This is a genomic window from Pectobacterium peruviense (assembly GCF_002847345.1).
Taxonomy (GTDB): Bacteria; Pseudomonadota; Gammaproteobacteria; order Enterobacterales; family Enterobacteriaceae; genus Pectobacterium; species Pectobacterium peruviense.
Genome location: NZ_LXFV01000033.1, coordinates 18,148 through 28,896, shown reverse-complemented (window position 1 = coordinate 28,896; position 10,749 = coordinate 18,148). Strand labels below are relative to the sequence as shown.

Genomic DNA, 10,749 nt, shown 5'->3' with positions numbered 1-10,749 from the left:
GAAAACCCTAATATAATGCTGCATTTTAATTTATTAAGTTTTATTTTTATTCCATTAATTATATTTTTTTGTGTGCATTTGATTCTTAACATAGTCATGATTGTTAAAAGAATGCACGCGCTATTAACATTGGAATCATAGAGTTTTTTATTAATGTAATCAATTCCATTCAATGTTCGATTGGATAGTGATTTTTTATTGAATTGATTACCTGTTCAAGTTTGTAGCGTGTGCTCTTTTATTCGACATCAATATAATATTGTTGATGCCGTCAAGGGAACTTGCCTAAATATCTACTTGTGTGACTGCAATCTACACACATACTATTGCTTTCAGAGATAAATTATCTGGTATTTAAGCCTATTGGCGGATTTCTTTCCCCCACCAATCCATCAACTCTTTCCGCTGTTCAAGATAGGTCGAGCGGTTATAAGCCCGTCTAACTTCGTTCTTATCACAATGAGCCAACGCCGCTTCAATAACATCAGGATTAAAACCGGCTTCATTCATGGCGGTACTGGCTATCGAGCGTAAACCATGTGCGACCAGTTTGCCACCGTAGCCGATGCGTTTTAACGCGGCATTCGCGGTCTGGCTGTTCATGGGCTTTTTAGGATCGTTACGGCTGGGAAATACGTGTTCGCGGTTACCGCTGATAGGGCGCATGATGTCGAGCAGTTCCAGTGCTTGAGCTGAGAGCGGCACGATATGATCACGCTTGGCTTTCATTCGTTCAGCCGGAATGTCCCACGTTCTTTTTTCAATATCGATCTCTGCCCATGCTGTGGCTGAGGCTTCCGCTGGGCGAATCAGTGTCATTAGTTGCCATTCCAATAGGCAGCGGGTCGGGATGGACAAGTTAGACATGGCAATGGTGCGCATCAGCTTGGGAAGTTCTTCTGGCCGGATAGTCGGCATATGCTGCTTTTTAGGGCGTTCAAAGGCCATACCAATGCCAGAGGCGGGGTTAGCGTCAATCAGCCCCGTATTGACCGCGTAAACCATGATTTCGTTAATGCGCTGCACTAACCGCCTGACGGTTTCCAGTGCGCCACGGGCTTTAATCGGTTCTAGCGCCTGTATCAGCGTGCGGGCTTTGATTTCTTGTACCGGGATATTCTCAATCGCTGGGAGCACGTCTTTTTCCAGCGATCGCCAAATGTCTTTGGCGTGATCCGCACTGACTTTGGTCTGCTTCAATGTGAACCAATTACGTGCCACATTGATGAAGATGCTTTCTACCGCGATTTGCGCTTCTTCTACTTCCTTAGCCACTTTTTCCTGTGGGTCTATGCCTTTTGCAAGCAGGGCTAAATGTTCTGCCCGTAGCTGTCTTGCGTCAGCCAACGATAAGGCTGGATAGCTGCCAAAAGAGAGTGTCGTGCGTTTCTTGGTATCAGGGCGTAGATAGCGAAATCGCCATAATTTTTTCCCTGACGGTTTGATAAGTAGAAAGAGGCCATCGCCATCATGCAGGCTTAACTCTTTATCAGGCGTTCGTGCTTTGCTGACTTCGGTATGTGTCAAAGGGCGGGCAATTCTTGGCATAGCGGTGTCGTCCGTGTTTTAGGCCTACGTTTTTAGGCCTATATGATACCGTAGGCCTAAACGTAGGCCAATAATCTCTGGATTCAGGCGAATATCGTCGGACAATAGCGGACACAAAAAAGCCCACAGGGCTTGCGCCGTGCGGGCTTTCCGTACTTCATCGGACTTATCTGGTAATACCCGATGTCTAAATTGGTGGAGCTGGGGGGATTTGAACCCCCGTCCGGAACTACTCTACCGTCGGTACTACATGCTTAGTCAGTCTTTACATTCGCTTGCCAGCTGCGGACAGACACGCCACTAACAAACTAGCCTGATTAGATTTAGCCCTTCAACCCCAGGCAGGGCATCCACGCGATCTCTTTTGGGTTTGACCTCTCTTGATCCCCGTCCTAAGAGCGGAGGCTAGGGAGAGAGGGCTCTTAGCAGGTTATTAAGCTGCTAAAGCGTAGTTTTCGTCGTTTGCGACTATTTTTTTGCGGCTTTTTACGAGGCAAACCGCCCCTCGGCATGCACCTTGGGCTTTGCAAATCCCGTCGAATCCAGAATCAGCCCCCAAGAAACAGTCACCAGTATATCAGAACTTACCGTTGTTAAGCCAGTGGCTTAGCGATTGGCGTTCTTCATGATACGGGCTTTATCTAACTTCCATTCACGTTCTTTAATGTCATCACGCTTATCGTGATCTTTTTTGCCTTTCGCTACGCCGATTTTGATTTTGCTCCAGGCATTTTTCCAATACATGGACAGCGCGACGACCGTGTAGCCATCACGGCTGACGCGGCCAAACAGCGAATCCATTTCGCGTTTGTTGAGCAGAAGTTTGCGCGTGCGGATGGGATCGCAAACAACGTGCGATGAAGCCACATTCAGCGGCGTGATCGTTGCGCCAAACAGGTAAGCCTCACCGTTCATGAAGGTGACATAGCTGTCGCTGAGGTTTGCTTTGCCTGCGCGCAGTGATTTGACCTCCCACCCTTGCAGCACAAGGCCAGCCTCAAATTCTTCCTCAATGGAGTATTCGTGACGGGCGCGCTTGTTCTGCGCAATGGTGGCGGAACCGGGTTTGTATGCTTTTTTCTTTGTCATAGTACCGTCATTATACTGGATGTCATTGGGAATGAAATCCCCGCAGTGCGTCCGTGTCGTGGTTAATGATATCGTGCGATAAGCTTCGCAGAATTTTTGCCTACCGGGCTATCAATGCTATTATTTTGCGCGTTTTATGAATCTCGGAAAATAGTATGCCAAAGATAAGTCGTTCCGCACTGGTGCCGTTCAGTGCAGAGCAGATGTACAAGCTGGTGAATGATGTCGCTTCCTACCCTGCGTTTTTACCGGGCTGTACGGGAAGCCGCGTACTTTCTTCCTCAGAAGAGGGGATGACAGCCGCAGTAGACGTTTCCAAAGCCGGCATCAGCAAGACATTTACTACACGTAATACGCTGACGCACAACCAGAATATCAATATGCAACTGGTCGATGGCCCATTCCGTCAACTAACTGGCGACTGGCACTTTACACCGCTGAGCGCGGATGCCTGTAAAGTTGAGCTGCATCTGGAATTTGAATTCACCAATGCCTTGATTGAACTTGCTTTTGGCAAAGTATTCAAGGATTTGGCAGGAAATATGGTGCAAGCTTTCACGCAGCGAGCAAAAGAGGTTTACCGTGTCCGCAATGCAGGTTGATGTGGTCTACGCGTTGCCGGAACGCCAGTATCTACGCACGGTGAAGCTGGAAGAGGGTAGTACGGTTGAGCAGGCGATTGTGAAATCAGGTCTGCTGGAGCTGCGCCATGATATCGATTTGCAGGTGAATAAAGTCGGTATTTACAGCCGTGCGGCGAAATTGGCCGATGTGGTGCGGGATGGTGACCGCGTAGAGATCTATCGTCCGCTGATTGCCGATCCGAAAGAGCTACGCCGACAGCGTGCTGAGCGTTCTAAGAACAAACCCTGAGCAATACTGTTAAACGACAAATGTCGTTTTCCTGATACTCCTAAGCGAAATACCCTTATAAAAAAACACAGGCAAACCTGAAATGTTCAGATTTGCCTGCTGTTATATCTGTCATACATCAAACCGCGTACGTTGGCTTCCTTTAAGTACTCTGCCGCAGTGGGCTTCGCCTTAAAGCGACGCTTCTCGCCGATAGGATTATTCGCCCTGATTCAACTGAGCGGCATTGAAAGCATTAATCCAGCGCAGGCTTGTTGTTGATGTTGGTTAACACGCCACTGCCGCTGAAGGTTAGCGTCAGCGTCTGCTGTTTTACTGATTCATGGCCAGGCTGCTGGCGGAAGATGTAAAACCAGGTATCGCTGCCAAACGGATCCTGCATCATAGGCGTACCCAGCGTATAAGCGACCTGTTGTTTGGTCATGCCGGTGTGAATTTTTGAAACGTCAGCCGGTGCCAGATAGTTTCCCTGATTGATGTCCGGCCGATACACCACCTTTTCCAGCGTGGAACAACCGGCGGTCAGCATAACAACCACCGCGGCGACGACAGTCAGCGTTTTACAGCGCATAGTGATTACATTCCTTAAGGGCATAGGTTGCCGATGATAATAGACCTTGCAGGACTTGGAAACCTACAAGGCGATTGTATGACCCCAGGAAGGTAAAAAAGTTGAGCTTTTTTACCTGTGATGCACCTTTCTTGCCCTGTCGGCAGCGGATTTTAGGCTGCCAACAATTCTTTGGCGTTCGCCAGCGTGTTTTTGGTCACGGCGCTGCCGCCCAGGAGACGAGCCAATTCCTGTAACCGTGCGCGTTTATCCAACGGCTGCATCAACGTTTCTGTTTCTGCGCCGTCCGTTTGTTTGCTCACGAAGAAGTGTTGGTGACCGCAGCCTGCGACTTGCGGCAGGTGTGTCACGCACATGACCTGCGTGGATTCGCCAAGCTGACGCAGCATTCTGCCGACGATGGCGGCGGTTGGTCCGCTAATACCCACATCGACTTCATCGAAGATCATCGCTGGTGTATCCATTTTCTGCGCGGTAATGACTTGAATAATCAGCGCGATACGCGACAGCTCGCCACCCGATGCTACTTTCGCCAGCGTCTGATGTGGTTGACCAGGGTTGGTGGTTACGCGGAATTCGATATTGTCGGCACCGGTAGCGGTCAGGCTATCTGGCGTAAATTTCACATCAATGGTGAAGTGGCCGTGTGGCATGGCTAATTCACGCATATTGGTGGTGATGAGCTGTGCCAGTTCACTGGCATGGTGCTGACGGCGAACGTGTAATTGTTCTGCAAGGTGCAACGCCTGCTGGTGATATTCACCAACGGAGGCGCTAAGCACCTCATGGTCGCTTTCCTGTTGTTCCAGTTGTCGGTGTTCTTCCAGCAACTGCTGATGGAATGCTGGGATCGCTTCTGGCGCGATATGGTGTTTGCGTGCCAACGCCAATTGACGCGACAGGCGCTGTTCTAGCTCATACAGTCGAATCGGGTCGAGGTCCATTTGTTCACTGTAGTGCCGCAGCTCATCGCTGGCTTCGCTAAGCTGAATGCCTGCTTCTTCGAGCATGGACAGCACGCCGGACAGCTTGTCATCCATGCCAATCAGTTCGCCAAGCTGATTTTCTACGCGGTGCAGCATACTGAGTATGTTCTGCTCTTCGTCTTCGCTCAGCAACTGCATGGCCTGTTGGCTCATTGTCAGTAGTTGACCGCTATTCGCCAGACGCTTGTATTCAACGTCAATCTGTTCATATTCGCCAGGCTGTGGCGCGAATTCATTCAGCTCTTTTAATTGGTATTGCAGCAGTTCTCGGCGGGCTTCGCGTTCAATTGCTGCTTGTTGCAGCTGCGCCAGTGCGCGACAGCTTTGGTGCCACTGATGCCAAACCTGTTGCATCGCAACCAGCAATTTCGGTTCATCGGCATACGCATCCAGCAGGTGTTTTTGATGATCGGGGCGCAGCAGTAGCTGATGAGCATGCTGGCCATGTACCTGAATCAGGTGCTGACCGAGTTCACGCAGTTGAGACAGCGGCACAGCGGTGCCGTTAATAAAACCGCGTGAGCGACCATCGGCGCTAATTACACGGCGTAACAGGCACTCGTTGCTGTCATCCAACTGGTTTTCTTCCAGCCACTGACGTGCCATTGGGGTATCCGTCAGCGCGAAGCGGGCACAGATGTCGGCTCGGGCAGCTCCCGGCCTGACCATGCTGGCGTCAGAACGATTTCCCAGACATAAACCGAGGGCATCAATCGCGATCGATTTCCCCGCACCGGTTTCTCCGGTGATTACGCTCATTCCTGACTGAAAATCGATTTCTAATTCGCGCACGATGGCGAAGTTACTTATAGTGAGTTGCGCCAGCATGATAGTTTTCCTGTATGGGGACTGTGTTTACATACAGTATAAACTGGTTTTATATACAGTAAAGTGGCTTGGTGGAATTTTAGAATAATTTTTTTGACCAGCCGAGTTTTGAACTTAGTGTATTGAAATAGCTATAGTTTTTTGGATGGATTAAATTCAGGTAATGTTCGCTACGGCGAATCAGCACTTCTTCACCTTCCTGCACCGGTAGCGCAATCTGGCTGTCGCAGCTGATTTCCAGATCGTTGGTAATACAGGAAAATTTCAGCCGAATTGTGCTACTGCTGTTGATCACCAGCGGACGGGCAGACAATGTGTGCGGGAACATCGGCACCAGCGCAATGGCTTCCAAAGACGGCGTCAGGATAGGGCCGCCGGCGGAAAGCGAATAGGCGGTTGAGCCTGTCGGCGTGGCGATAATCAGGCCATCCGAACGCTGGGAAAAGGCGAATTTGTCGTCAATATAGACTTCAAATTCAATCATATGTGCCACTTTCCCCGGGTGAAGTACCACTTCGTTAATGGCAGTGCTGATGCTGTCGGGCTGGTTGGTGCGGCAAACGTGCGCTTCCAACATAAAGCGCTGTTCGCTCAGATAATGACCGTCGAGAACGTCAGAAAGCTGCTGCTGCGCATGATCGGGATCGAGGTCAGTCAAAAATCCGAGATTGCCGCGGTTCACGCCGATCACCTTGATGTCATAGCGCGACAACACGCGTGCCGCGCCCAGCATGTTGCCATCACCGCCAACGACCACTGCCAGATCCGCCTGCTGACCGATGTCGGCAAGGCTACCTGTCGGCGCATCCTTCAGGTTCAGTTCACGCGCGATCTGCTGTTCGATCAGAACGGAGTAACCTTTTTCGGTGAGCCAATGGTAGAGCATTTCATGCGTTGCCAACGCCGTTGGGTGGCGCGGGTGGCCGACAATGCCAATACAATTAAACGGCCTGTTCATTGTAAGCGGTGTGTTCATTGCTGTTTTGTCCTCAGCGTGGTGTATCGGCAGCGTTGGGAACCAATATATGACCGATTCCCTTGAATCCCCGATTTTGATCCCCATAATAAGCAACTAGCGAGATTAATGCTAAACCGCGGAGAATTTCATGAGTAGTAAAGAACAGAAAACGCCTGACGAGCAAGTCCTGGATCAAAAGGAAGCAGCAAAAGGGCAGCAAGCGGATGCCACGCCAGAGACGGCAGACGTAGCTGACCCGCGTGATGCGCGCATCGCCGAGCTGGAAGCCCAGTTTAGTGAACTGCAACAGCGCGAACGTGACAATATGCTTCGCGTCCGTGCTGAAGCCGATAACGTTCGCCGCCGTGCGGAAATGGATGTCGAGAAAGCGCATAAATTTGCGGTAGAGAAATTTGCCAGTGAAATGCTGCCGGTCATCGATAACCTGGAACGTGCGCTGGATACGGCGGACAAAGCCAATGAATCACTGGCTTCAATGATTGAAGGTGTCGAGCTGACGCTGAAATCGCTGCTGGATGCCGTGCATAAGTTCGGTATCGAGGTGGTTGGTGATGTGGGTGTACCGTTTAACCCAGAAGTGCATCAGGCGATGACGATGTTACCTTCAGCCGATCATCAGCCGAACCATGTTATGATGGTCATGCAAAAAGGCTATACGCTGAATGGCCGCTTGCTGCGTCCGGCGATGGTTGCTGTATCAAAAGCACAAGACTAATACTTTCTGCTTTTACGTACGCTATTTAAAACGTATCTTCATCCCAAACCCCGTGCTTTCCGCATGGGGTTTTTTGTTTATATCTTGTTAAGATTTGTTTGATAAAAAAGATGTTTTTTAGGTTTTGAATGACTCATCATCGTTAGCTATCAAAAGAATTGGTATTACCACTCTAAATGCACTTGATAATCATTATCATTTTTGTGAGAGTAATAAAACAACAGTGTTAGAAGGGTCATACTATGCCGGGTAGCCGTGTCATTGAGTCAACAAGCCGTACCTCAAGGAAGGTTAAACTTTCTTTGATGGGCCCGGCGTTTATCGCGGCGATTGGTTATATCGATCCGGGCAACTTTGCCACAAACATCCAGTCTGGCGCGGCCTATGGTTACACGTTGCTGTGGGTGGTGGTGTGGGCAAACCTGATGGCGATGCTGATTCAACTGTTGTCTGCCAAGTTAGGCATCGCAACAGGCAAGAATCTGGCAGAACATATCCGCGATCGCTTTCCGCGTCCTGCCGTTTGGGCGTACTGGGTGCAGGCAGAAATTATTGCGATAGCGACCGATCTGGCTGAGTTTATCGGTGCGGCGATAGGTTTTAAACTGCTATTGGGCGTGTCGCTGCTGGAAGGCGCGATTCTCACCGGGATTGCTACTTTCCTGATTCTCATGCTGCAACAGCGCGGTCAGAAGCCGCTGGAGATGGTCATCGGCGGCCTGCTGCTGTTTGTTGCGGCAGCGTACATTGTCGAACTGGTGTTTTCTCAGCCTGAGTTGTCCGCTTTAGCCAAAGGCATGGCGATCCCTAGCTTGCCGACCTCTGATGCCGTGTTGCTGGCCGCTGGCGTGTTGGGGGCGACGATTATGCCGCATGTGATTTACCTGCATTCTTCCCTGACGCAGCATGGAGGCAGTCATTCCCGTGCTGATCGCTATTCTGCAACGAAAGTCGATGTCGCGATTGCGATGACGATTGCCGGGTTCGTCAATCTGGCGATGATGGCAACGGCGGCAGCGGCGTTCCATTTCAGTGGCAATCAGGATATTGCCGATCTAGATAAAGCCTATCTCACGTTAGAGCCGTTGTTGGGTAAAGCCGCCGCGGTGATTTTCGGTCTGAGTCTGGTGGTGGCGGGTCTTTCTTCCACCGTTGTTGGTACGCTGGCGGGTCAGGTGGTAATGCAAGGGTTCGTGCGCTTCCATATCCCGCTTTGGGTTCGTCGTTCTGTGACGATGCTGCCGTCGTTTATCGTGATTCTGTCCGGTATGGATCCGACGCGCGTGCTGGTGTTGAGCCAGGTGGTGCTGAGCTTCGGGATTGCGCTGGCGCTGGTTCCTTTGCTGTCGTTCACCGGTAACCGTGAACTGATGGGATCGATGGTTAACGGCAAATGGGTGCAGCGCATCGGGCAACTCATTGTCGTGCTGGTGGTTTCTCTGAATATGTATCTGTTGATTGATACCATGTTGGGGATATACCCGTAATACTTCAAGCTGCATGTGCGTTGGCCGCGTTCACTCACCCGAATCACTTACCGGAGTAAGCTCATCGGGATTCTCTCTCTTGCCGCGTTATTCAGCCTTATGGCCTCACCCCTTCGGGGTCAGCGCAAGCGCTGCTCAAAAACGCCTTGCCGTTTTTGTCTTGCAACTCGAATTATTTGGGGTATATAAATCTGGTGCCACATGGCGTGGCACCGTTTCGCTATTTGCTTGCCTTCCTCAGCTCCGTCACTGGCACGCCGCCGATTCCCCAGTTGTCCGTTTCGACTTCATCAATCACCACCACGGTGGTTTTCGGATTTTTGTTGAGTACATCGACCAGCAACTGAGTTACGCCTTCGATCAATTGACGTTTTTGTTCAGCGGTGACGCCTTCATTGGTGATTTTGATATTTACATATGGCATAGGTTCTCCGGGATTAGGGTGATGAGCGGCGGTGGGGTAAGCAGAGTCCAGCCGCGATGAAAAGTGCTGCTGCGCTACATACAATCGCTGGCGCGATAGCGTGGGTAGTCGTCAGGACGCTGGTGAGTATGGGGCCAAGAATCTGACCAATGCCGTAAGTGAGCGTCACCAGCCCAAGCAGGTTGATGCCGTGCGGCGCGTGTAGCCGTTTGGCTAATGGCATCACCAGCGAGGTGGTTCCCATAAAAGTAGCACCAAAGCCGATACAGCTGAATATCAATGCCACGAGAGAGTGGCTGAACAGCGTCAGCAGGACACATACGCCCTGAATCAGCAGATTGGCTGTCAGGCAGGGTAGCGTCCCCCAACGACTGGCTGCCCATAGCCAGAAAAAGCAGCCAGGAATGATCGCCAGCCCAACCAGCGACCATAAATGCAGAGATAAACGCGGTACGTCTAGCGCCGTCACCATCAGCGGCAGATAGGTGGCGATGACGATATAGCCGAAGCCCGCGAGGCCGTATAGCAGCGCGAGCCGTCGCCAGCCAAGGTGAGAAGGTTCATCGACATTGGTCATCTTCTGCTGGGGTACAGTGTTTTTATGGGGTGAAAGTATGAGTAGGACGATCAGAAGTAGCGCGGAGGTCAGCGCCGCTCCCCGCCACAATAGTTCGGCAGTCAGTGCGTAATGCTGCCCAATAATGATGTATTCATTACCTAAGACGATCCCTACGCCAACTCCAGCATAGAGCGAGGCGATAACGCCGGTATGCCTTGTGTGGTGTAAAACGATCAGGGATCCGAAGATCATCATCGCTGCGCTGGCGATCCCCGCGATGAAGCGAATGAACATGACCAGCATCGTATTGGTGGTCAATGTCATCGCGAAGAGCAACACGCTGGTCGCGGCCGCGGCGGTAAACAGCAGAAATACGGGCTGAGAGGTTGAGGCACGACGGCTGAAAGAGAAAAGCAGGCTGCCGAACAGATAACCAGCGTAGTTTGCGCTGGCAATATAGGAAAGCTGGCTGAAGGTGAAATCACTTTCCTCCAACATAACGGGCAGCATCGGTGTATATAAAAAGCGCCCAAGCCCCATTCCTGATGCTAGTACGACCGTCCCAAAAAGGGCAAGAATCAGCGTGTCCGATAGTGCGATAAAGCGAGGACGTTCCATCAAATGATGACCTAAGACATAGAGAATATGTCCTTATCCTGCCCGTTTTCTCATCAAATAAAAGTGAATAGT

Annotated in this window: 11 protein-coding genes and 1 other RNA gene; 4 read left to right on the top strand and 8 right to left on the bottom strand. The window is 50.8% G+C overall.

Annotation, left to right across the window (positions count from 1 at the left end):
• Positions 1-360 precede the first annotated feature (360 nt).
• From A0G03_RS19310 to smpB, 3 genes are all read right to left on the bottom strand, one after another.
• Complete coding sequence (locus tag A0G03_RS19310; RefSeq protein WP_048258846.1) at positions 361-1,548, bottom strand: integrase domain-containing protein; 1,188 nt, start codon at positions 1,546-1,548, stop codon at positions 361-363.
• A gap of 193 nt (positions 1,549-1,741) precedes the next feature.
• Positions 1,742-2,104, bottom strand: a transfer-messenger RNA (tmRNA) gene (ssrA, locus tag A0G03_RS19305).
• Positions 2,105-2,154: 50 nt separating this feature from the next.
• Positions 2,155-2,637: an SsrA-binding protein SmpB gene (gene smpB / locus A0G03_RS19300; protein ID WP_048258847.1), complete on the bottom strand. Its 483-nt coding sequence runs from the start codon at positions 2,635-2,637 to the stop codon at positions 2,155-2,157.
• A 155-nt stretch (positions 2,638-2,792) separates the two neighbouring features.
• On the opposite strand from smpB, the gene A0G03_RS19295 reads away from it, so the two are divergent.
• Together A0G03_RS19295 and A0G03_RS19290 are read left to right on the top strand one after the other, a co-directional pair.
• Complete coding sequence (locus A0G03_RS19295; protein ID WP_048258848.1) at positions 2,793-3,239, top strand: type II toxin-antitoxin system RatA family toxin; 447 nt, start codon at positions 2,793-2,795, stop codon at positions 3,237-3,239.
• Positions 3,229-3,510, top strand: a complete 282-nt coding sequence (locus A0G03_RS19290; RefSeq protein WP_397241334.1) for an RnfH family protein — start codon at positions 3,229-3,231, stop codon at positions 3,508-3,510. The genes A0G03_RS19295 and A0G03_RS19290 overlap by 11 nt, the downstream gene beginning before the upstream one ends.
• A 235-nt stretch (positions 3,511-3,745) precedes the next feature.
• Here A0G03_RS19290 and bamE read toward each other — a convergent pair whose 3' ends face one another.
• The 3 genes from bamE to nadK form a co-directional block, all read right to left on the bottom strand.
• The gene (bamE, locus tag A0G03_RS19285; protein WP_048258850.1) at positions 3,746-4,081 is read right to left on the bottom strand and encodes an outer membrane protein assembly factor BamE; all 336 of its coding nucleotides are present in this window, start codon (positions 4,079-4,081) and stop codon (positions 3,746-3,748) included.
• A gap of 152 nt (positions 4,082-4,233) precedes the next feature.
• Positions 4,234-5,895, bottom strand: a complete 1,662-nt coding sequence (gene recN / locus A0G03_RS19280; RefSeq protein ID WP_048258851.1) for a DNA repair protein RecN — start codon at positions 5,893-5,895, stop codon at positions 4,234-4,236.
• 79 nt (positions 5,896-5,974) lie between these two features.
• Positions 5,975-6,853, bottom strand: coding sequence for an NAD(+) kinase (gene nadK, locus A0G03_RS19275; RefSeq protein WP_039303620.1), 879 nt, complete (start codon positions 6,851-6,853; stop codon positions 5,975-5,977).
• A gap of 148 nt (positions 6,854-7,001) precedes the next feature.
• Between nadK and grpE the strand changes: the two genes are divergently transcribed.
• Positions 7,002-7,589 (top strand): nucleotide exchange factor GrpE, encoded by a 588-nt coding sequence (grpE, locus tag A0G03_RS19270; RefSeq protein ID WP_048258852.1) that lies wholly within the window; start codon positions 7,002-7,004, stop codon positions 7,587-7,589.
• Positions 7,590-7,831: 242 nt separating this feature from the next.
• Positions 7,832-9,076: an Nramp family divalent metal transporter gene (locus tag A0G03_RS19265; RefSeq protein WP_048258853.1), complete on the top strand. Its 1,245-nt coding sequence runs from the start codon at positions 7,832-7,834 to the stop codon at positions 9,074-9,076.
• Positions 9,077-9,296: 220 nt separating this feature from the next.
• Here A0G03_RS19265 and A0G03_RS19260 read toward each other — a convergent pair whose 3' ends face one another.
• Together A0G03_RS19260 and A0G03_RS19255 are read right to left on the bottom strand one after the other, a co-directional pair.
• Positions 9,297-9,500 (bottom strand): 2-hydroxymuconate tautomerase family protein, encoded by a 204-nt coding sequence (locus A0G03_RS19260; RefSeq protein ID WP_010282462.1) that lies wholly within the window; start codon positions 9,498-9,500, stop codon positions 9,297-9,299.
• Positions 9,501-9,513: 13 nt separating this feature from the next.
• The gene (locus A0G03_RS19255; RefSeq protein WP_048258854.1) at positions 9,514-10,677 is read right to left on the bottom strand and encodes an MFS transporter; all 1,164 of its coding nucleotides are present in this window, start codon (positions 10,675-10,677) and stop codon (positions 9,514-9,516) included.
• Between the last annotated feature and the right edge of the window lie 72 nt (positions 10,678-10,749).

Coding starts and splice junctions, on each gene's coding strand:
- A0G03_RS19310 (WP_048258846.1), bottom strand. CDS start 1,548: ATGCCAAGAATTGCCCGCCCTTTGACACATACCGAAGTCAGCAAAGCA.
- smpB (WP_048258847.1), bottom strand. CDS start 2,637: ATGACAAAGAAAAAAGCATACAAACCCGGTTCCGCCACCATTGCGCAG.
- A0G03_RS19295 (WP_048258848.1), top strand. CDS start 2,793: ATGCCAAAGATAAGTCGTTCCGCACTGGTGCCGTTCAGTGCAGAGCAG.
- A0G03_RS19290 (WP_397241334.1), top strand. CDS start 3,229: ATGCAGGTTGATGTGGTCTACGCGTTGCCGGAACGCCAGTATCTACGC.
- bamE (WP_048258850.1), bottom strand. CDS start 4,081: ATGCGCTGTAAAACGCTGACTGTCGTCGCCGCGGTGGTTGTTATGCTG.
- recN (WP_048258851.1), bottom strand. CDS start 5,895: ATGCTGGCGCAACTCACTATAAGTAACTTCGCCATCGTGCGCGAATTA.
- nadK (WP_039303620.1), bottom strand. CDS start 6,853: ATGAACAGGCCGTTTAATTGTATTGGCATTGTCGGCCACCCGCGCCAC.
- grpE (WP_048258852.1), top strand. CDS start 7,002: ATGAGTAGTAAAGAACAGAAAACGCCTGACGAGCAAGTCCTGGATCAA.
- A0G03_RS19265 (WP_048258853.1), top strand. CDS start 7,832: ATGCCGGGTAGCCGTGTCATTGAGTCAACAAGCCGTACCTCAAGGAAG.
- A0G03_RS19260 (WP_010282462.1), bottom strand. CDS start 9,500: ATGCCATATGTAAATATCAAAATCACCAATGAAGGCGTCACCGCTGAA.
- A0G03_RS19255 (WP_048258854.1), bottom strand. CDS start 10,677: ATGGAACGTCCTCGCTTTATCGCACTATCGGACACGCTGATTCTTGCC.